The organism is Bradyrhizobium sp. T-12 (assembly GCF_058314695.1).
This window is the reverse complement of the sequence record NZ_CM177756.1, coordinates 3389692-3411106: the sequence shown is the minus strand read 5'-3', so window position 1 is coordinate 3411106 and position 21415 is coordinate 3389692. Positions and strand designations below refer to the sequence as shown.

Genomic DNA, 21415 nt, shown 5'->3' with positions numbered 1-21415 from the left:
CCGGATCCACTCCGGCCAACCCATCGCTCTCTTTGACTTTATTCCGCTTCCGCGGTCAGCGCCTTGGCCTTGGCCACCCAGGCGTCCGCACGGCTCGGCAAACCGACTTCTTCGCCGATCTTGTGCGCGGTGTCGTGGTCGAGCTCGGCGAGCTGCCAATAGTGGAAGATGCCGAGGTCGTTGAACTTCTTCTCGATCGCACCCGACACGCCCGGGAGCTTCTTGAGGTCGTCGGCGGTGCCGCGCGGGCCGGCAAGACCCTGGAAACCGCTCGACGAGGCCGCCGGCAGTTCTTCAGCGAGCGGACGGGCCGACGCGCCGACGTCGATGCCCGAATCGCCCTGGGCGCGGGAGATGCCATCGATCGCTGCGCGCGCGATCAGATCGCAATAGAGCGCGATCGCACGGCCGGCGTCGTCGTTGCCGGGCACCACATAGGTGATGCCCTTCGGGTCCGAATTGGTGTCGACGATCGCCGCGACCGGGATGTTGAGGCGCTGGGCCTCCTGGATCGCGATGTCTTCCTTGTTGGTGTCGATCACGAAGATCAGGTCGGGCAGACCGCCCATGTCCTTGATGCCGCCGAGCGAGCGGTCGAGCTTGTCGCGCTCGCGCTGCAGCGTCAGGCGCTCCTTCTTGGTGTAGGAGCTGGCATCGCCGCCCGACAGCACGTCGTCGAGGTGACGCAGGCGCTTGATCGAGGCAGAGATCGTCTTCCAGTTGGTCAGCGTGCCGCCGAGCCAGCGCGAATTCACGAAATACTGCGCGCAACGCTTGGCAGCGTCCGCGACGCCGTCCTGCGCCTGGCGCTTGGTGCCGACGAACAGGATGCGGCCGCCCTTGGCGACGGTGTCGCTGACCGCCTGCAAGGCGGTGTGCAGCATCGGCACGGTCTGCGCGAGGTCGACGATGTGAATGTTGTTGCGGGCGCCGAAAATGAACGGAGCCATTTTCGGATTCCAGCGGTGAGACTGGTGACCAAAGTGCACGCCAGCTTCAAGCAGCTGACGCATAGTGAAATCGGGTAGCGCCATCGTTCTAATTCTCCGGTTGGTTCCTCCGGAAACGTGTGAGCAAGACGGAGCGTTCTCGCCCCGGCTGCCACCGGACGGCCTTGTGAGCCATGTTTCCGTGTGAGATGGCGCGCTGTATAGCGCCATTTCGGCCAGAAGCAAGGAAATAAGGGCCTGATCCGGGCGGTTTTCGCCCGCTCAAGGCTCCCTTCCGTAAAGACCACGCAGATCGCCCGGTGCCCCGCTGGTACCGGGTTAACACCTGGGCTGGTTCGGCGGGCACTTCTTTGCCGCCGCCGGCGGCGGCGCGGCAGGCCGCGGCGGAGGCGGCGCCGGGCGCGGCGGGGGCGCGACCGCCATCCGGGGCGGTGGCGGGGGTGCCGGCCGGGCGACCGGCGGTGGCGGCACCGGCCGCGCCATGGCCGGCGGAGGCGCCGGCCGCGCTGCCGCCGCGGGCGGAGCCACCCGTGCCGGTGGAGGCGAAGCGACACGCGGCGGAGGCGGTGGTGTCGGACGCGCGACGGCCGCAGGCGGCGGGGGCGTCGGTCTTGCCACGGCTTGCGGGTGCGCGGGTGGTGCGGACGGCCGGGTTGCCTGCGCCGGAGCAGCCGACGGCTGACTCTGCGGCCTGATCGGCTGGCGCGCGGCCGAAGGCGGCGGTGGGACCGGCCTCCCCGCGGCGCCAGGAGCGGAGCCCGGCACAGCCGGTGGTGGCGTGCCAGCCGGCTCGCGGATGGCAGATTTGGCGCGGTCCGCGGGGGCGGTCCCGGGCGGTGTCTGCGCCAGCGGCGGCTTCGGCGGTTGGCCGGGCGCAGCGACGGGGTTTGTCGTATTGGGCGCAACAGTCACGGGGGCGGCCGCCGTTGGCGCATTGGGATGAACCGGCGCTGTCACGCCCGGAGTTGCAGTGGTCGGCGCTGCCGGATGGGTCGGCGGGCTCGTGGGAGCGGTCGCCGTCGGAGCGAGCCTGCTACCCGGTACACTCCCTGCCCCCGCGGGCGGCGTCGGCGGCCCGCCTTGGGCACCGGGAACCGGCAGCGAGTTGGCCTGTGGCAGCCTGGGCTGTGGCGCGACGGATGGCACTGCGGTCGGCGCGACGGCGGTCGGCGTGGCCGGAGGCGTCGCGGTCCTCGCCGTCGGCTGGATCGTCGCGCTCGGCGGCATCGGCGCCTTGCCCTGCTGAATCAGGGTAGCGCGCTGCGTGGCGGCCTGCGGCAAGGTCGGGCCCGCGGGACTGGCGCGACCGGCAATCGCCGGCGCGAGATTGGCCGGTCCGCTCCCTGCTCCCACGCCCGCGGCTGGTGCCGGCGGACGATTGATCACGGTGTTGATGACAGTCGCATTATGGATGTTCTGGTAGATGATGTTGTTCGGCGGCGGCGCGACATAGACCGGCGGCCGGACAAACACCGGGATCGGCACGAACACCGGTTGCGGCAGCACGAACAGGCCAACCACCGGCATCGGTGGCGGCAGCACGACGAAATCCGGCGGCGGCGGCGGCAAATAATAGACCGGTGGCGGCGGTGGCGGCGCGAAGCCGAAATCGGGATCGCTGAAATACAGCACCGGGCGATCGACATAGACCACCTCCTCCGGCGGCGGTGGCGGCACGTCGTAGTCGATCATCGCAAAGCTCGGCGGCGGCTCGACCGGCGCGGTGAGAATCGCAAGGCGGCGGCGCGCATCGCCCGCGTGCGGCCCGCGCGGATAGCGGCGCAGATACGACCAATAGGCCTCCGGCGTGTCGTTCCGGTAGGTGCGGCGCCAGGTGATGGCTTCGCGGCGCGCCGCGACGATCGCCATCACGCGCTTTGCGAGGGGATCACCGGGATAGGCCGCGAGGAATTCCTCATAGGCCGCGAGCGTGTCGCGCTCGAGCGCGGCGGCATAGGCGTCCTGCACGCCGAGATCGCGGATCGGCTTGCTGCGGATGGCGGCGACCTGGTCGGGTGCGGCCTGCGGCGGCGGCGCGTCGGGCCCGCGCTCGAAGAACGAGAACTGCGCCGATATCTTCTGCTCGTTCCAGGGCACCTGCGCGCCCTTGCTGGCTTCGTTGACGCGCAGGCGGACGCGGTCGAACACTTCGGCCAGCGGCAGGCCGCCGGTGCGGATCATCTCCGCCAGCGACTGCGCATAGATGCCGTACGGCCCCGGCTCCTCCGGCGCGACGGTGCCGGGCGCCGCGTTGAACGCAATCAGCATGTTCGGGTCGGGCTCGACCAGCGCCAGACCGCTCGCGATCGGCTGACCGCTCTCGATGAAGGGCTGCGCGCGGGCAGCGTCGAGCACGACGATGTTGGCCTTGAGCGGAATGGCGGCGAGCTGGCGCGCATAGTCGCTGATGCGCAAGGCCTCGGTCGGAATGTCGGTGTCGCGGGTGATGTTGGAATCGACCGGGATGAAATAGTTCTCGCCGGCAAGCTGCACGCCATAGCCAGCGAGATAGACCATCGCGACCGTCCCCGGCCCCGAGGCCTGGGCCTTCTGGATGAAGTCGCGAAAACTCTTCCGTAGCGTGTCGCCGTCGAGATCGCGCGCGCCGACGACGTCGAAGCCGGCCGCCTGCAGCGTCTGCGCGATCAGGCCGGCATCATTCGCCGTCGTCGCCAGCGGCGACTTGGCATAGGCGCCATTGCCGACCACGAGCGCGATGCGCTTCTCCGGCTGCTGGGCGCGGGCCGCGTCCGGCGCGCCGGCGGCAAGGGCCATGATCGGCAGGAGAAGGCAGATGAAGACTTTGAACGTCCCGCGCATGGCTCTCTTGCCCGCTTTTGTTGTTGGCACCGCGCATCAGGCGCGCGGCCGGCTGAATGGCCGTTGAACGAAAGTCTCGGATTGAGGCGATGGCGTGGCTGCCCCGTCACCGGTGTCAGCCTGGCGTCAGTCTCGCTGCGACGGCCGTCTCGCCGCGGATCTCATTCGGCCAATTTCAGTTCGGCGACGGTCGTCCGCGCAGCCGCCTCATCGACGGGCGAGAAATCCACCGGACCCTGATTCTTGTAGGCCGACGTCATCGCCAGGGTAAGTCCGTATCCGAGGAGCCCGGTGCTGGCATTCGCGATCACCGCATTCTTGCGATCGCTGTTTCGGGCCAGATAGAAATGGGTTCGGCCGGACTGGACTGCGATGTCCTGATGCGTCTCGCCGGGAAAACCGGGCTCTGCCGCGAAGAACTGGTGCTGGCCGGCCGGCCGATCGACATAGAGGTAGGTGCCGGTCCTCAATCCCTTGAGCACAGTGCCATCCAACGCAAACTCCCAGCCTGCGTCGGCTACGCCACCGAACCCCTTCTCGCGAAACACCACGATGCGCGCCTGCCCCGCCTTCGGCGGTCCGATCTTCCGCATCGCGGTCGCGTAATCCAGTCCGCTCCGCTCTGTTTGACAGCCAACCAGCATTGCCGCCGCAATCAGCAGCACAGCCCCACGCAAAATCATCCACGCCCCCGCCTGTCCCGGCGTGAGGCTAGCGCAAGACAGCTTCTGATTGCAATACGCGCAGCATCGCTGCCCTATGCCGAAGCTGTGCGGCCGGCCTCTGCGAGAAAGAGGCGCGGCCATCCGGCATCCGATGCGCTCAGCCCTGGGTCTCAGCTCTGGGCAAGCAACTCGACGGCCCCCGTGCTCAGCCGATAGATACCGCCGACCACCTTGAGCTTGCCCTGCTCGACCGCTGCATTGAGGAGCGGGGCGGCCGATTTCAGCTTGGCGACGTTGTCGATGACGTTCTGGCGGATGGCGTTGTCGAGCGCGTTGCCGCTCTGCCCGGCCGCGGTCTTCACCGATGGCGCGATCGCGGAGACCAGCGTCGGGATGTGCCCGGGCAGCGGCTTGTCGTCCTTCAGCGACTTGATGGTCGCATCGACGGCGCCGCAATTGTCGTGGCCGAGCACCAGGATCAGGGGCGTGCCGAGCACTGCGACGGTGTATTCCATGCTCGCGACCGTCTCGTCGCCGGCGAAATTTCCGGCAACGCGGCACACGAACAGATCGCCGCGTCCGCTGTCGAAGGCATATTCGGGTGCGATGCGTGAATCGGCGCAGCTCAGGACGGCTGCGTAGGGATTCTGGCCGCCGACCAGAGCCTCGCGCTCATGCGTGAAGTCGTGGCGGCGCGACACACCCGAGACGTAGCGCGAATTGCCGTCCATCAGCCGCTTCAGCGCGGCATCGGGCGACAGCACGTTTTGCGGTTTCGGCGGCGCCTTCGCCTCCTTGGCCAATGCGGGCCCGCCAAACGCCGCCATCCCGAGCGCGGAGGCGGCGAAGAGCATCATCGAGCGGCGGGAGGGAGCCATCGATTGATGCAGATTTTCAGAGCATTTGTCACACATGGTTGTTCTTCCTTGGTTGCGCGCCGGGCGACAACTGATAGCTGTGCCCGGCACACTTCGAAACCATGCGTGACCTTGTTAGTTAAGCTTTGGTTTGCGGCAATGCGCGCAAGCGTCAGATCTGCTGCACGTCCACGACGCCGGCGACCGCCTTGATCGCGCCGGCGATCTGCGGCGAGACCTTGAAGCGGCCGGGCAGCTTCATCTCGACCTCGGTCTCGAGGTCGAGCATCATCACCAGCGAGACCTCACCGTCGCCGTTCGAACGCGGCGCGATGCCCGGACTGCCGATCTTCGGCGCCGCGCCGTTCGATGCCGCCATGTCGGGGCCGGCCAAACGCTTGGCGATCGACTCCAACGGCTTGGTGTCGCGCACGAAGATGCGCAGTCCCTTCTGCGTCTTGGCGGCGGCATCGTCGAGCGGCTCGGCATGCAGCACGCGGGCGCGGACGTCCTCGCCCTGCAGCTCGGCGCCCAGTTGCAGCAGCACGGCGGCGCCCGGCTCCAGCACGTCGCGATATTGCGCAAGGCCCTCGGAGAACAGCACCGCCTCGAAATGGCCCGTGGGATCGGAGAGCCCCATGATGCCCATCTTGTTGCCGGTCTTGGTGCGCCGCTCCATGCGCGAGACCACGGTGGCCGCGACCTTGCCAGCGGTGGCGCCGGTCTTCACCGCGCGCGAGAATTCCGCCCAGCTCTGCACCCGCAGCCGCTTCAGCACGGTGGCGTAATCGTCGAGCGGATGGCCCGACAGGAAGAAGCCGACGGCGTCGTATTCGCGGCGGAGTTTTTCGGCCGGCAGCCACGGCTCGATCTGCGGCAGCATGATGGTCGGCGCATCTGCCGACATGCCGAACATGTCGTTCTGGCCGATGGTCTCGGCCTGATGCGCGCGCTGGCAGGCGGCGAGGATCGAATCCGCGCCGGCGAAGACGCGGGCGCGGTTCGGCTCCAGCGTGTCGAAGGCGCCGGCGGCGGCGAGACTTTCGATGATGCGCTTGTTGATCGCGCGCGGATTGACCCGTGCGGCGAAGTCGGCGAGCGAGGTGAACAATCCCCGCTTGGTGCGTTCCTCGATGATCTGCTCGATCGCCTGGATGCCGACGCCCTTGAGCGCTGCGAGCGCGTAGTAGATCGTCTTCTCGCCGACCTCGAAGGTCGCGCCGGAGCGGTTGATGTTCGGCGGTTCGACCTTGATGCCGAGGCGCTGCGCCTCGGAGCGGAATTCGGAGAGCTTGTCGGTATTGTTGAGATCGAGCGTCATCGACGCCGCGATGAACTCGACCGGATAATGCGCCTTCATGTAGGCGGTGTGGTAGGACACCAGCGCATAGGCTGCCGCATGGCTCTTGTTGAAGCCGTAATCGGCGAACTTCGCCAGCAGCTCGAAAATGGTCTCGGCCTGCCCCTTCGGCACGCCGTTCTTCACCGCGCCCGCGACGAAGATGTCGCGCTGCTTGTCCATCTCGGCGCGGATCTTCTTGCCCATGGCGCGGCGCAAGAGGTCGGCGTCGCCGAGCGAATAGCCCGACATCACCTGCGCGATCTGCATCACCTGTTCCTGGTAGATGATGACGCCGAAGGTTTCCTTCAGGATCGGCTCCAGCACGGGATGCAGATATTCCGGCTCCTCGTCGCCGTGCTTGCGCGCGCAATAGGTCGGGATGTTCGCCATCGGGCCCGGGCGATAGAGCGCCACCAGCGCGATGATGTCCTCGAAACGGTCCGGGCGCATGTCGACCAGCGCGCGCCGCATGCCCTGGCTTTCAACCTGGAACACGCCGACCACCTCGCCGCGGGCCAGCATCTGGTAGCTCTCGGCATCGTCGATCGGCAGCGTGGCGAGATCGACATGGATGTCACGCGGCTTGAGCAGCTTGCAGGCGACGTCGAGCACGGTCAGCGTCTTCAGGCCGAGGAAGTCGAACTTGACGAGGCCGGCCGGCTCGACCCATTTCATGTTGAACTGGGTCACCGGCATGTCCGACTTCGGATCGCGGTACATCGGCACGAGTTCGCTCAAGGGGCGATCGCCGATCACGATGCCGGCCGCGTGCGTCGAGGCGTGGCGGGTCAGGCCTTCGAGGCGCTGGGCGATGTCGAAGGCGCGCGCCACGACCGGATCTTCGTCGCGGAATGCCTGCAGCTTCGGCTCGCTCTCGATCGCGGCCGCCAGCGTCACGGGCGCGGCCGGATTCTGCGGCACCAGCTTGGTCAGCTTGTCGACCTGGCCATAGGGCATCTGCAGCACGCGACCGACGTCGCGCAGCACGCCGCGCGCCTGCAGCGTACCGAAGGTGATGATCTGCGCGACCTGGTCGCGGCCGTAGCGCTCCTGAACGTACTTGATCACCTCGCCGCGGCGGTCCTGGCAGAAGTCGATGTCGAAGTCCGGCATCGAGACGCGTTCGGGATTGAGGAAGCGCTCGAACAGCAGGCCGAACTTGATCGGGTCGAGGTCGGTGATGGTCAGCGCCCACGCCACCAGCGAGCCCGCACCCGAGCCGCGGCCCGGACCGACCGGAATGCCCTGGCTCTTCGCCCATTTGATGAAGTCGGACACGATCAGGAAGTAGCCCGCATATTTCATGCGCATGATGACGTCGAGCTCGAACGCCAGGCGCTTGTTGTAATCCTCCTCGGTCGTACCTTGCGACAGGCCGTGGACGCTGAGGCGCTTGGCGAGCCCCTCCTCCGCCTGGCGCTTCAACTCGGCGGCCTCGACCGAGGCTGCGTCCGAGCTCTGCGCGGCACCGACGGTGAAGAACGGCAGGATCGGCTTGCGCGTCATCGGGCGGAACGAGCAGCGCTCGGCGATCTCCACCGTCGAGGCCAGCGCCTCCGGAATATCGGCGAACAGCACCGCCATCTCGGCGCGGGTCTTGAAGCGATGATCGGGCGTGAGCTGCTCGCGTTCGGTCTCTGCGATCAGCCGGCCGCCGGCGATGCAGAGCAGCGCGTCATGCGCTTCGTAATCGTCCGTCGTCGCGAAATACGGCTCGTTGGTTGCGACCAGCGGCAGGCCCTTGGCATAGGCGATGTCGATCAGGCCGCTTTCGACGCGCCGCTCCTTCTCGGTATTATGACGCTGCAATTCGACGTAGAGGCGATCGCCGAACAGGCCGGCCAGACGCTCGCAGCGCAAGGCTGCGAGCTCGGCATGACCGCCGGCCAGCGCCAGCGAGATCGGCCCGTCCGGTCCGCCCGTCAGCGCGATCAGGCCCTCGGTCTCGCCCTCGAGCCAGTCGAACTTGATGTGGCAGGCATGGGTGTCTGGCGTCTCCAGGAATGCGCGCGAATTCAGCCGCATCAGGCTGCGATAGCCGCGCTCCTGCGCTGCCAGCAGCACCACGCGCGACGGCCCCATCGCGTTGCGCGCATTCGGATCCTGATCGCCGAAATCGATCGCCAGCTCGCAGCCGACGATCGGCTGGATGCCGGAGCCCGCCATCTTGTCGGAGAACTCCAGCGCACCGAACATGTTGTCGGTGTCGGTGAGCGCCAGCGCCGGCTGGTGGTCTTTCTTCGCAAGCTCGGCGAGCTTGGCGATCTTGATCGAGCCCTTGAGCAGCGAATAGGCCGAGTGAACGTGAAGGTGGACAAATCCGGCGCTCGGCATGGTCGCGTGACGGCCTCTTGCAGATGGGGATGGAGCGGTCGCCGGCTCCCTGGGGCATCATGCACCCGCATCTGCCCTGTCCTGCCGACTCGCCTCGCAATGGTGAGGTGTCGCAGCTTCAGAGTCCACGCCGGAGCGGCCGATTGGCCACATCGTCCCTCTTTTCCCCAAGGCCGACCGGCGCCTCCCGCCTCAAGCCGGGGAATCAGAGCTGCGGAATGACCTGGGCCCAGATCGCGATCATCCCGACGAACAGCGTGATCGACGCCAGTGCGGCGGCTTCTTCGACGAAAACCCTGAACATGTCTCGCTCCCTTTCTAGAACGTATGAAGAACATTGTTCTCATTTCGTTCTCAGGAGTCAAGCGCGACGGACGATCCCCAAGGACAATGGTTAACTCGCTGAATTCACGCAATAAAAAAGCCCCGGCCAAGGCCGGGGCTTTCGACGACCGCCCGAAGGCGAGCGATCAGGATCAGTAACGGCCGACCATCGGGCCGCCGAACTTGTAGTTCAGGCGGACGAGACCCATGTCGACGTCCTGCTTGATGCGGTCGGTACCCGCCAGGCCAGCGAACGTGACGTCCTTGTCCGACAGGAAGATGTGGTTGTACTCGACGCCAACCGACCAGTTCGGTGCGAAACCGTATTCGAGGCCGGCACCGACCGTACCGCCCCAACGGGTCTGGTCGTTCGACGACAGCAGCGCGCCCGAGGCGGTGCTGAACACATCGTACTTGACGCCGACCACAGCCGCACCGCCCTTGACGTAGAGCAGGACGTTGTTCCAGGCGTAGCCGACCTGACCGGTGATCAGACCGAACGAGTCGATCTTCGAGCGGTTGCGCGTTGCGAACAGCGCGCTGACATTGTCGCCCGAGAAGTCGGCCCAGTTGCCCTGGCCTTCCACGCCGAACACGAACTGGCCGGACTGCCAGCGATAGCCGATCTGGCCACCGACCGTGCCGCCGGTCGCATCGTGCGAACCTTCACGGCCGCCACCGACGAGATCCCAGGTCGAGTGCGCCGAACCGCCGCCGCCGTTGATGCCGATGTAGAAGCCGCTCCAGTCATAGATCGCGGCGACCATCGCAGGCGCCTTCGTGTAGGGCCGCGCTGCGAGGTCAGCAGCCAGCGCCGGCGCAGTCGCGCTCAGCGCGACAAGGCTCACAGCAGCAAGCAACAAATTCTTCTTCATTTGAGTCCCGTTCCAGTTTCGTCGTTAGGCCCCCTGGCCGTGCGCTGGTCATAACAGCGATCGACGGAATTGCTGTAACCTCGACGCCACAGTTCGCGCCAAAGGCCCGCGCTTCATTAATGAAGATTTATCAGAGCGCGTCCGAAACCCTGCGAAACAAGTGTTTTCTGTAGTTCCATTGTCGGCAACACGAGATAAATTGCATGCGCGCGTAACAACGTCGCGCGCACATTCGCGTGATGGAGAATTGAGATGCGAAGACGGACTACCCTCCCCATTGTCGCCACATTTTCGCTCGCTATCGCCACATTTGCACTCGTGTCGAGCGCGAGCACACCCGCGCGCGCGTTCGGCACGCATCACGCGTTCTGCCTGACCGGCGATGAATGGCCGGGGCTCAGCAATTGCAGGTTCGACACCTACGCGCAGTGTCAGGCAAGCGCTTCGGGACGCGCCCTGACCTGCATCGCGAATCCATATTTCGCCGGACAGAGCGATGATCCCTACGCCTATCAAAATCGTCCGCGCGCACAGACGCCGGGCTATTCACCCGGCTACTACCTGCCGCGCTGAGATGCGCAGCTCCAGCCTCGCGCTCGTTGCAATCGGCCTGCTCCTCGCGGGCGGATCCGCATGCGCGCAGACCTATGACCCCAACTATCCCGTGTGCATGCAGATCTACGGCCCCGTCGGCTATTTCGACTGCCGTTACGGCTCGCTCGCGCAGTGCAAATATCTCGCCGTCGGACGCTCGGCGAGTTGCGTGATGAACCCTTATTTCTCTGCGCGGAAGACGTCGCCGGCCCCTCGCCGCTCCAGAGGCGCCGCTGGCGCCGGACGAGCCAAGCAGTTGCGCCGGCTCAGCTTTGCCAAGGGGTGTTGCGGATGCGTGTGCACGCGTTCGGCTTGCGGAAGCTGGGGTCGTGATCCTCGATGTAGTCGAAATTCACGGTCCCGAACGTCGTCTGCGGCTTCTTCAGTGCCGAGCAGGTCTGCACCTCCAGGAACTCGTTCTTGAAGTCACCGCGCGGAAACGCCGATATCACCTGGTCGCGCTGCTCCGGGGTGTAGTCGTCGTATCCAACGCCGACGACGTCCACCAGAACGCCTGCGTTGGTGAGAGCGATCTCCGGCCTCATATATTGAGGAATGCCGGGCGTGGTGTGGAGCGCGATGGCTTCCCAGACCAGATCGGCCTGCGGCTCGGCGATCCCGCGTGCCCGAAGAAACTCCCGCGCAGCATCGGCCCCGTCGACCTCAAACCGTTTTGTCGGCGTGTGGTAGTGATCGACCAGGCCGAGATCGTGAAACAGCGCCGCGACGTAGAGCAATTCGGAATCGAATTTCAGCTTCTGACGCAGCCCCTTCATCGCACCGAACACGTAGACGCGGACGGAATGATTGAACAGCATCTCGTCTTCATAGCTGCGCACGAGGTCGGTGGCTTCGCGCGCCAGTTGGCTGTCGGGAATTCTGACGCCGGAAATTACGCTCGTCATCTTCAAACTCCTGCCTTTCATTGGATTGATGCCGCGCGATCCGTCAGGCCGCCTTCTCGAGCGCTGCCTGCGGGGTGTTTCTGAAGCTGATCGACATGCGGTTGTACGCGTTCATCATGCTGATGGCGATCGTGAGATCGACGAGCTCGCGCTCGCCGAAGACCGCGCGAACGGCCTGATACGCCTCATCCGGAACGCCCGTCTCCGCGACGCGGGTCACCGTCTCGGCCCATGCGAGTGCGGCGCGTTCACGTTCGTCGAAGAGATGACCGGCCTCGGCCCAGGCCTGGACCAATGCGAGTTTTTCGATCTTCACGCCGTTCTTGAGCAGGTCGCGCGTGTGCATGTCGAGGCAATAGGCGCAATTGTTGATCTGCGAGACGCGCAGGAAAGCGAGGGTCACCAGCGTCGCAGGAAGCCCGCTCTGCATGACGTAGCCATAGACGCCGCCCAATGCCTTCGCGCCGGCCGGTGCTATGTGGTTGTAGTTGAGACGCTCACCCATCTGGAACCTCCTTGATAACCGAGGGAGCAAGCACTCCCTTCCCTTCCTCCCTCAGATGCCCCTGCCATGGTTCATAAAAAAGGACCAAGAACGCACGAAAATCGTGTACCAAGAACCATGACCAAACCGCTGCGGCTGGAGCTCGATCGGTCCGCGATGACACCGCTGGCCGAGCAGATCCACAAAGGGATCCGGGCCGCCATCGAAAGCGGCGTGCTCGCACCGGGCGCGCGCCTGCCCTCATGGCAGGATCTGGCGGCCCAGCTCGGCGTCGCGCGCGGCACCGTGCGTTCAGCCTATGAAAAGCTCGCATCCGCCCAACTGATCGTCGCGGCCCGCGCGACCGGCACGCATGTCGCCGACCGACCGCGCTTCCCCGTGCGGCGGGACAAGGCCCCGGCACCGGGCTCGTTCATGGAAATGTACCAGGAGCTCATTGCGGGCCCGGCGATCTTCCAAATGGGCGTGCCTTCGCGAGAGACCTTTCCCGCGACGCTGCTCGCGCGCATGCACGCACGGGCGGCTCGTGTCGAAATGAGCGCTCCTGCGATCTACCCCGATCCGCGCGGCGAGCCGGACTTGCGACGCGAGATCGCGGCCTATCTTGCGCTGGCGCGTGGGATCGAGTGCATGCCGTCCCAGATCATCATGACCAGCGGCTTCGCCGGCGGCCTCGGCCTGGCGCTCCGAGCCCTCGGCCTCGAGCAGAAGATAAAGGTCTGGATGGAGGATCCCGGCTTTCCTTTCACCCGGCATGGGCTCGCGCTCGCGGGATTGTCAATCGTGCCGATCCCGGTTGACGCGGATGGCATCGACGTCGACGACGGCCTGCGCCATGCACCCGACGCGGCGCTGGCTGTCGTGACGCCCGGCCAGCAAGCGCCGCTCGGATCCACGCTGTCACTGGCACGACGCGCGCGCCTGCTGGACTGGGCGACCCAAAACAAGGCGTGGGTGATCGAGGACGATTATCTCAGCGAACTTCAACTGAAGGGCCGGGCCACGCCGGCGCTCGCCTCGCTCGATCGCTCCGGCCGCGTCGTTCACATCGGCTCGTTCAGCAAGACCATTAGCCCTGCCTTGCGGCTCGGCTTTGTCGTGGCACCCGCCGCTCTGGCGTCGCGATTTGCCGAGACTGCGGCGTGCCTTGCTCCGTCGCCTGGGCGCGCGGTGCAGCTCGCCACCGCCGATTTCATCCGCGAGGGCCATTATCTCCGGCATCTGCGACGCACCAAGCGCGCCTACGCCGCGCAAGGCGAGGCATTGCTGAAATACCTCCGGCCGCGGACCGTAAACGTTGCGATGGCCGGATTGGCCGCGGTGCTGCGATTGCCGGACCAAGCCCCCGATCTTGCCATCGCCAGGGAAGCAGCAGCGCTTGGACTGGCGCCGACGCCGCTGTCGCTCTGGTACGCGTCAAAGGCTTCGGCGCGCCCAGGACTGCTGCTGGGCATCGCAACGTCCCCGCTCAGGCGGATCGCGGCCTCCTCCGACCGGCTCCTTCAGATCATCGACCGCCTGACGTGACCTGCCGCCGGCCTCGGCGGCCTCAACCGGCCATCGTCACGATCAGAGGTCCGTTGCGCGTGGCGATCACAGTGTGTTCGTACTGCACGGTCGGCGCCTCGGGACTGCTGTAGAGCGTCCAGGGGTCATCGCCATTCTCTGCCCACGCGGCGCCCATGGAGAGGAACGGCTCGACGGTGAACACCAGGCCATCGTTCATGATGCGGCGTTCGGAGCGGTCGGGCCATGTCGCGATCTCCGTCGGCTCCTCATGGAGCGACAAGCCGACACCGTGACTGGCGAGATTCCTGACCAGGCTGTAGCCGTTCTTCCGCGCAAAGGTCCCGATGGCCTGGCCGATCCCGGCAATCGGCTTGCCGGCGCCAACCTGCTGCAGGCCTGTCCACATCGCCCGCCGGCCGTCCCGGCAAAGCCGTTCAAGCGCGCGGGCGACGGGCGGAACGGCGAAGGAGGCGCCCGTATCGGCGAACAAGCCGTTCTTCTCGGCTGACACGTCGATGTTCACGAGGTCGCCGCGCGCGATCCGCCGCTCGCCCGGGATGCCGTGCGCGATCTCCTCGTTCACGCTGATGCAGGTCGCGCCGGGAAAATCGTAAGACAGCTCCGGGGCCGAACGCGCGCCGGCGGCTTCCAGCAGCTTTCGCCCGATCAGGTCGAGCTCGGACGTGGTCATGCCCGGCTCGATCGCCTTCCCCATCGCCTCCAGCGTATTGGCGACGATGCGCCCGATCTCTTTCAGGCGCGTCAGGTCGTTGTCATCGGAGATCGTCATGTCGGGGCTCTCTACGAAAGCCGGGACATAGCTCTTGCGAGGCCGGCTTGCAAATCGGACCGATTCTTCGCCCGATATGTCCTCATCCCTCGTCGAGCAGATTGCGAACCTTCGTCGCCAGGTCTTCGATCGCAAAGGGCTTGGGGAGCAGATGCTTGCCGGCATCGAGCATGCCGTTGTGAACGATCGCGTTGCGCGTATACCCGGTCGTGAACAGCACCTTCAAATCCGGGTATCGTTTCGACAGCTCGGTAGCAAGTTCAGCGCCGGTCATGTCGGGCATGACGACGTCGGTAAACAGCAGGTCTGGAATGAGACCATTTTCAATGGTCCTGATCGCTTCCCTGGCAGTTGCGGCCTCGATGACCGTATAGCCAAGCTCGCGCAGGCTTTCGGATGAGATGCTGCGGACCCGCTCGTCGTCCTCGACAACGAGGATGGTCTCGCTCTGAAGGCTTGCACCAGGATGTGTAACGCCCTGCGACGACGTCGAAGGCGCCTCCTCGCCCGCAAAGCGTGGAAGATAGATTTTCACCGTCGTGCCAACGTCGACTTCCGAATAGACTTTGACGTGGCCGCCCGACTGCCGCACGAAGCCGTAGACCTGACTGAGGCCGAGGCCGGTGCCCTTGCCCACGACCTTGGTCGTAAAGAACGGATCGAACACCTTCCCCAGCACATCGGCCGGAATTCCGGTGCCGTTATCCGTGACGGCAATGAGAACGTACTGTCCAGGCGACAGGGCGTATTCGCGGGCATATTTCCGGTCGATCGAGGCATTGCTGGTCTCGATCGTCAGCCGGCCGCCCTTCGGCATGGCGTCGCGCGCATTCACCGCCAGGTTGATGACGGCGCTCTCCAGCTGGGCCCGGTCCGCCTTGACGCGCCAAAGCCCGGCCGCCAGGACGGCCTCGAGGCGAACCAGCTCTCCGAGCGAGCGCTCCAGCAGCTCGCTCATCCCGCCGACCATCTTGTTGAGGTCCACGACCTCGGGCGCCAGAGGCTGTTGGCGCGAGAACGCGAGCAGCCTTTGCGTCAAGGTGGCTGCGCGGTTTGCGCCATCGATCGCGCCCTCGATGAAGCGGTCGATGTTGACCTCTCCCTTGCCGAGCCGCCGCTTGGCGAGATTCAAGCTGCCGAGAATAACGGCCAGCATGTTGTTGAAGTCGTGCGCGATCCCGCCGGTCAACTGCCCAACAGCCTCCATCTTCTGGGATTGCCGCAATTGCTCCTCGGCCTTCATGCGCTCTGCGATCTCGTCGGCGACACGTTGCTCCAGCCCGGCGTTGAGCGTCTCGAGCCGGGTCAGAAGCCGGGCATTGTCGATGGCCGTGGCGGCGTGGCCGGCGATCCCGAGCAACGCCGCTTCATGCTCGGGCTGGAACATGGCCGTCTCGGCATGACCGAAGAAAAGCCCTCCAAGCACCTCACCCGTCCGCGAGATCACGGGGACCGCAAGATAGGATCGAACCGGAAGATGGCCCTCGGGCATGCCCTTCCGCGGTGTGTTTTTGCCATAGCGCGGGTCTTGCAGGATGTCGTCAGACCTCACCACGCTCGTGCCTTTGAAGGTCGGCTCGAACACGGCCGTGTTGCGAGGCATCGGGAAGTTCTCGAAGGCCGATCGCGGCACTCCGGACAGCGAATAAAGCATGTAGCTGCCGCCATCCGAGGTCAGAACATTGTAGAAAAATGCCCCGAACTGGGCGCCCGTCAGCTCGACGCCGGCGTCCGTGACGATCTGCACGATCTTCTCGAGATTGCGCTCGCGGGCGACCGATGCACCCGTGTCGTTCAGTATCCTGAGATGACGCTCGGTTTTCTTTTGCGCGGTGATGTCCAGCACCGTTCCGATGAAACGAACAGCCTGGTCGCTGGAGAAAATGGCCTGCCCCGTCGCTGCAATCCAGCGTTCGATGCCATCCTCGATGCCGACGGTTCGATACTCGATGTTGTAACTCGACGGCGCATGGGGATTGAGGGCCGCGGATACGGCTTCGTGGGCGCGCTGCCTGTCGTCGGGATGAATGCCTCTCAGGAACGCCCCTTCGTAGCTGACCTCGGCGTCCGGCGAGAGACCGAAGACCTCCTTGCAGCGACTGTCCCATCGCAAGACGTCGTTGACCGGATCATAGTCCCAGGTGCCGATGCCGGCTGCCTTGTTCGCCAGGACCAGCCGTTCGGCAGCTTCCCGGGCTGCCTGCTCCGAGCGGACGCGCTCGATATGCGCCCATGATCGCTCGGTGACCTCGGTGAGCAAGGCGAGTTCGCGCGCCGTCCAGCGATGCGGGCCGCGGTGATGAATGGCCATCAGGGCAGTGAGCTGCCCTTCCTTGACCAGGGGCATGCAGATCGTCGAGCCTATGCCGATATTCTGGAAGGTTGCGGCCTCCTCGGGCGCGATCTCCTTCAGATTGTCGTTGATGATGAGGGGCCTGCCGGCGCCGAGTTCTCGCACCGCCTTCGCGCCGAAGTCGGCCAGACTGTAGTGCCCAAGGATATGCATCGCGCCTGGGGCAGCCCAATCACCGCGAATGGTGAAGCCGTCCTGATCGGGATCCATGTCGGCATAGGCGCAATTGGAGACGCCGAGATGCTCACCCAGCATCCTGGTCGTCACCGCCATCACCCCGTCGGCATCACGGGTCCTCGCGGTCTCCTTGTTGAGCGCGTCCAGGAAGAGCAGCCGGGCCTCGTTCTCCCGCACGGCCGTCTCCGCGCGGCGGCGCTCGACCGCGGTGCGCGTGCGTTCGGCAACATCGCGGATCAGCTCCAGTTCGTCGGGGCTCCAGTCGCGCGGCGCCGCGTTGTTCAGATAAAGCAGGGCCACGACCCCGTCGGGCTCGGAGATCGGCATGTTGACCAGCGCACGCGCAGAGATGGCCTCGAGCGCTTGAGCGCGGTCGCCGACGCGGGGGTCTTTTTCCGCATCGGCACAGACCACCGTCTCGCCGCGCTTCAGGTCTTCGATGTAGCTGCCGTAGTCGCGGAAGCGCAGCACCCCTGCGAGGCTCTTGATGCCCGGAGCGTTCCAGTCGCGGGCGATGGTGATGGTCTCGGCCGACGTGTCGACGGTGCCGTAGCCGGCCCTGCTGACCTTCAGGCTGCGGCCGAGCAGCTCTGCCGCGGCGTAGGCGAGATCGTCAGGGTTATTGATCTCTCGGATGTAGTCGCCAAGTGCAGCCAGGACGGCATTGCGATCGGTCGAGGTCTCCCCGGCCGCCGTTGTCATCTGACTCCCCCCGCCGATTTGCTCGTTTCACCGAATACCGTTTCACAGCAATCCTGCAGCATCCGCGTCCAGCCGGCGGCGACGCCAGCGAGAGGCTGGCATCCCGCGCGCCCTGATAACCTCATGAAGGCGTTAAGGTTCCGCGAGGTCGCGCGGTGGGTCGCGGCTCCGCCCTGGCTGACATTGCAGGCAAATTGGCGGAGGCCAAAGCCGGTGAGCGCATCACGAATTGAGATGCGGCCAGCTCCACGTCGTGACCAAATAAACGTGAATCGGCGCGCCACCGAAAGTTGTGAAAGCGGCGGTCGTCCTGTAGCCTCGGCATCGATATTCACTTGGTGGTTTCATACTTGATGCTCGTCCGAGTCCTGCTTCTCCTGTGCTGCCTGTCGATTCCCGGTACCTTGCGCGCCGAAGAAGCCCCGGCCGAGAAAACCGGATTTGCCTCCAGGCTGACGATCTATCTCGCTAGAGGCGCACCCGACGCGTGCGGGCCGGGCTGCGACCGCTGGATCGCGATCGAGGGCCAGATCGACCAGGATGCGGCATTGCGTATTCGCCGCTTCCTCGACGGCGTCAAGGATACGCAGCGGCCGATCTACCTGCATTCGCCCGGCGGCAACGTCGAGCAGTCCTATGTGATCGGCCGGCTGCTGCGCGGCCGCAAGGCGATCGCGCGGGTCGGCCGGACGATCGCGACGGCATGCGCCGCCGGCACGCAGGTGGATGCCGCCTGCCTCAAGATCAAGAACACCACCGGCGAGGTCGAGGCCGAGCTCACCACCTATCACGCGATGTGCAACTCGGCCTGCGGTTACCTGTTTATCGGCGCCACCTCGCGCGAGGTTGCCCCCGATGCCGCGCTGGCGGTGCATAATTCCAGGCTGATCCTCACGTTTCGAGGCAGTCCACCGCCGGAGATGGTTGCGGAAGCGCGGCGGCGCCGGATCGCCAGCGCCGACCGCGACCGCGCCGCGTTCATTGCGTCGATGGGCATCAGCCGCGAGCTCGATGCGCTGATCCGCACCGTGAAATTCGAAAGTCTGCACGTGCTGACGCGGCCCGAGCTTTACCGCTTCGGGATCGACACGCGGCCGCTGGCCGAGACGACGTGGCGGCTGGAAAAAGGCACGCGGCCATTCATCAGCAAGGTCGCCGCGGTGAAGAAGGACAGCGACGCCTCGTTCCGGACCATGGAATGGCGCCTGTATTGCGAAAACAAGAAGCGCGTGCCGCTGATGGTCGCAAGCGAGATCGACGCCGCCGCCACGGCCAAGAAGACGATCCTGATGGCCGCCAGCGCCGATTTGAGCAAGGAGGCCGGAGGGCCTCCGGTGCGGCTCGGAAAGTACGAGGTCTGGAGCGGCGCCGTCGACCCCGACATGGTCAAGGCGGTGCTGGCCTCGCACTCCCTGCAGGTCCGCGAGACCACGCCGGAGCCGGAGGGAAAGGCTGACATCACCAGCTTCAACATCGACATGACGGGTTTGACGTCGGTGTGGACCCAGCTCGGGACCTCCTGCACCTCGGCGGCGGCAGGCCCGGCAAAATCGTGGCCGGCAAATGCTCTGCGACCGACGCCCTGGACGGACACGCCATGGACGGCAAGTGGCGCACTGCCGAACGTCAGCGCAACGCCTGCGGCCACGGCCGCGCCGTAGCGCAAGCTTGCCAATCGGTCTTCAGCCGCTTCGCCTGTCCCGTCCGTCAGCCCTCGACCGGCGTGTAAATCACCAGCTTCAGCGCGGGATCGTCGTTGGCCTGGAAGCTGGTGTGCTCGAAGCGGAGCAGGCCCCTGGTCGGATGGTTCATGGTCTTGAGGCCGGACATCGTGCTGCGGATGTCGTGGGCTTCCCACCATTTGACGAATTCCGGACTCCCCTGGCGCAGCCGCGTCAGCAGCTCTGTAAAGGCGGGATCGCCGGCCCAGACATCGTGGGTGGCGCGAAACATCGCAACCATGCTCTTGGCGACGTCGGCCCAGCCCGCGCCATAGATTTTTCGCGTCTGCTTGTTCGTCAGCACCAGCAGGAGCGTGTTGCGGTCCTGCTCCGGCAATTGCCCGAACGCAAAGACGTCTTCGGCCGCATCGTTCCAGGCCAGCACGTCCCAGCGCCGCCCCGTGACATAGGCCGGCTGGTGCAGGCTCGCGATCATCCGCCGGATTGGCGGGGGCACGATCTCGCGCGTGTACGCGGTTCTGGCACCGTCGCGCGCCAGCGCCTTCAGATGCGCGTGCTCGGTCTTGCTGAGGCGCAGCGCGCGGGCCAGCGCGTCGATGGTGGTGACGGAGGGGCTGACGGTGCGGCCCTGCTCGAGGCGGATGTACCAGTCGACGCCGATGCCGGCGAGCTGCGCGACCTCCTCGCGCCGCAGCCCCGCGGTGCGCCGACGCCTGCCGATCGGAAGCCCGACGGTTTTCGGCGACAGCTTTTCGCGGCGTGACCTGAGAAAATCGCCGAACTCGACGCGGCGTGGGTCGGCCATTGTCGTCGCTCCCGCGGATGGAGGGTCGCTAGAATACTAGGATAATACCAGGCCTTCTTGTTCCCGCCAAGGCGGCGCATATCGGCTTCACCCGACTTTGAGGTGAAACACCATGAAAGCTGCCGTGCTCAAATCCTTCGGCTCGCCGCTGGCGATCGAAAATGCCCCAGCACCGGTGCTCGGCACCGGCGAGGTCATCGTCGACGTCGTCGCCACGCGCGTCTTGTCCTACATGAACGAGGTCTTCGATGGGACGCGCAACTACGCCCTCGACCTGCCGATCATCCCGGGCCCCGGCGGCATCGGCCGGGTGCGCGCGATCGGGCCCGACGCAACCAAGCTCAGCGTCGGCGACTGGGTGTTCTGCGATCCGACGGTGCGCTCGCGCGACGACGTCGTGGCGCCCGACATCGCCTTGCAAGGACTGACTGCCGCAGGCCCCGGCGGCATGCGCCTGCAGCAGCACTTTCGCCACGGCTCGTTTGCCGAGCAGATGCGCGTGCCGACCGAAAATGTGAAACGGCTCGGCGCGATCACGTCGGAGGACGCGACGCGATGGTGCGCGCTGGGGACTCTGCTGGTGCCCTATGGGGGCTTTCTTGCCGCGAACCTTCAGCCCGGCGAGACCGTGCTGGTCAGCGGGGCCACCGGCAATTTCGGCAGCGCAGCCGTCTCGGTCGCACTGGCGATGGGCGCGACCTGCGTGGTCACGCCGGGCCGCAACGAAAAGATCCTCGCCGACCTCGTTCGCCGCTTCGGCGGCCGCGTGCTACCGGTCAAGCTCACAGGCAACGAAGATCACGACCGCGAAGCGATGAAGCGCGCGGCACCCTCGCCGATCGATTGCGCGCTCGACATCATGCCGCCCTCGGTCAGCCCGACCGTCGTGCGGGCCGCGATCATGACGGTGCGCCCCTATGGGCGCGTCGCGCTGATGGGCGGCGTCGGCATGGCCGGCGGCGCGGGCCTCGAACTGCCCTACCCCTGGATCATGCGCAACTGCATCAGCATCCACGGCGTCTGGATGTACCCGCCGGATGCCGCGAGCCGTCTGATCGCGCTGGTGCGCGCGGGACTGCTCAGGCTGGAGGAGTACGAGGCGACGGCCTTCGACCTCGACCATGCCAACGAGGCCGTGGCGCATGCCGCCGCCAATGGCGGGCCGTTCAAGCTGACCGTGATCCGGCCCTGACGCCCAAGGGCGTGGGGCAGCGCCGCCGCCCATT

Annotated in this window: 15 protein-coding genes and 1 pseudogene; 5 read left to right on the top strand and 11 right to left on the bottom strand. The window is 65.8% G+C overall.

Annotation, left to right across the window (positions count from 1 at the left end):
• Window positions 1-38 precede the first annotated feature (38 nt).
• The 6 genes from AC0WRY_RS15990 to AC0WRY_RS15965 all read right to left on the bottom strand — a co-directional run bounded on the left by AC0WRY_RS15990 (window position 39) and on the right by AC0WRY_RS15965 (window position 10167).
• Window positions 39-1034 carry a 30S ribosomal protein S2 gene (locus AC0WRY_RS15990; RefSeq protein WP_194407888.1) on the bottom strand — a complete coding sequence of 332 codons (996 nt, stop codon included), beginning with the start codon at window positions 1032-1034 and terminating at the stop codon, window positions 39-41.
• Between the two features lie 234 nt (window positions 1035-1268).
• Window positions 1269-3770, bottom strand: coding sequence for a caspase family protein (locus tag AC0WRY_RS15985; RefSeq protein ID WP_491123375.1), 2502 nt, complete (start codon window positions 3768-3770; stop codon window positions 1269-1271).
• A 161-nt stretch (window positions 3771-3931) separates the two neighbouring features.
• Entirely contained in the window at window positions 3932-4453 is a 522-nt protein-coding gene (locus AC0WRY_RS15980; RefSeq protein ID WP_491123374.1) for a hypothetical protein, read from the bottom strand.
• Window positions 4454-4605: 152 nt separating this feature from the next.
• Window positions 4606-5349 carry a carbonic anhydrase gene (locus AC0WRY_RS15975; RefSeq protein ID WP_491123373.1) on the bottom strand — a complete coding sequence of 248 codons (744 nt, stop codon included), beginning with the start codon at window positions 5347-5349 and terminating at the stop codon, window positions 4606-4608.
• 115 nt (window positions 5350-5464) lie between these two features.
• Window positions 5465-8968 (bottom strand): DNA polymerase III subunit alpha, encoded by a 3504-nt coding sequence (gene dnaE / locus AC0WRY_RS15970; protein ID WP_491123372.1) that lies wholly within the window; start codon window positions 8966-8968, stop codon window positions 5465-5467.
• Between the two features lie 476 nt (window positions 8969-9444).
• Window positions 9445-10167: an outer membrane protein gene (locus AC0WRY_RS15965; protein ID WP_491123371.1), complete on the bottom strand. Its 723-nt coding sequence runs from the start codon at window positions 10165-10167 to the stop codon at window positions 9445-9447.
• A gap of 252 nt (window positions 10168-10419) precedes the next feature.
• Here AC0WRY_RS15965 and AC0WRY_RS15960 point away from each other — a divergent pair, with 252 nt between their 5' ends.
• Together AC0WRY_RS15960 and AC0WRY_RS15955 are read left to right on the top strand one after the other, a co-directional pair.
• Window positions 10420-10740, top strand: coding sequence for a DUF3551 domain-containing protein (locus tag AC0WRY_RS15960; RefSeq protein WP_491123370.1), 321 nt, complete (start codon window positions 10420-10422; stop codon window positions 10738-10740).
• A 1-nt stretch (window position 10741) separates the two neighbouring features.
• Window positions 10742-10987 (top strand): annotated as a pseudogene (locus tag AC0WRY_RS15955) (DUF3551 domain-containing protein); the annotation flags it as partial.
• Between the two features lie 40 nt (window positions 10988-11027).
• Here the strand turns inward: AC0WRY_RS15955 and AC0WRY_RS15950 are convergent.
• Together AC0WRY_RS15950 and AC0WRY_RS15945 are read right to left on the bottom strand one after the other, a co-directional pair.
• Window positions 11028-11666, bottom strand: a complete 639-nt coding sequence (locus tag AC0WRY_RS15950; RefSeq protein ID WP_491123369.1) for an HD domain-containing protein — start codon at window positions 11664-11666, stop codon at window positions 11028-11030.
• 43 nt (window positions 11667-11709) lie between these two features.
• Entirely contained in the window at window positions 11710-12171 is a 462-nt protein-coding gene (locus tag AC0WRY_RS15945) for a carboxymuconolactone decarboxylase family protein (RefSeq protein WP_491123368.1), read from the bottom strand.
• Between the two features lie 117 nt (window positions 12172-12288).
• On the opposite strand from AC0WRY_RS15945, the gene pdxR reads away from it, so the two are divergent.
• The gene (gene pdxR, locus AC0WRY_RS15940) at window positions 12289-13698 is read left to right on the top strand and encodes a MocR-like pyridoxine biosynthesis transcription factor PdxR (protein ID WP_491123367.1); all 1410 of its coding nucleotides are present in this window, start codon (window positions 12289-12291) and stop codon (window positions 13696-13698) included.
• 22 nt (window positions 13699-13720) lie between these two features.
• Here pdxR and map read toward each other — a convergent pair whose 3' ends face one another.
• A complete protein-coding gene (gene map / locus AC0WRY_RS15935) occupies window positions 13721-14470 on the bottom strand; it encodes a type I methionyl aminopeptidase (protein WP_491123366.1) in 750 nt (249 codons plus the stop codon).
• An 82-nt stretch (window positions 14471-14552) separates the two neighbouring features.
• Window positions 14553-17702 (bottom strand): GAF domain-containing protein, encoded by a 3150-nt coding sequence (locus AC0WRY_RS15930; RefSeq protein ID WP_491123365.1) that lies wholly within the window; start codon window positions 17700-17702, stop codon window positions 14553-14555.
• Between the two features lie 353 nt (window positions 17703-18055).
• On the opposite strand from AC0WRY_RS15930, the gene AC0WRY_RS15925 reads away from it, so the two are divergent.
• A complete protein-coding gene (locus AC0WRY_RS15925) occupies window positions 18056-19363 on the top strand; it encodes a hypothetical protein (RefSeq protein ID WP_491123364.1) in 1308 nt (435 codons plus the stop codon).
• Window positions 19364-19409: 46 nt separating this feature from the next.
• On the opposite strand, the gene AC0WRY_RS15920 is transcribed toward AC0WRY_RS15925, so the two are convergent.
• Window positions 19410-20189, bottom strand: coding sequence for a helix-turn-helix transcriptional regulator (locus AC0WRY_RS15920; RefSeq protein ID WP_491123363.1), 780 nt, complete (start codon window positions 20187-20189; stop codon window positions 19410-19412).
• Between the two features lie 112 nt (window positions 20190-20301).
• Here AC0WRY_RS15920 and AC0WRY_RS15915 point away from each other — a divergent pair, with 112 nt between their 5' ends.
• Complete coding sequence (locus AC0WRY_RS15915; RefSeq protein ID WP_491123362.1) at window positions 20302-21381, top strand: zinc-binding dehydrogenase; 1080 nt, start codon at window positions 20302-20304, stop codon at window positions 21379-21381.
• Window positions 21382-21415 lie beyond the last annotated feature (34 nt).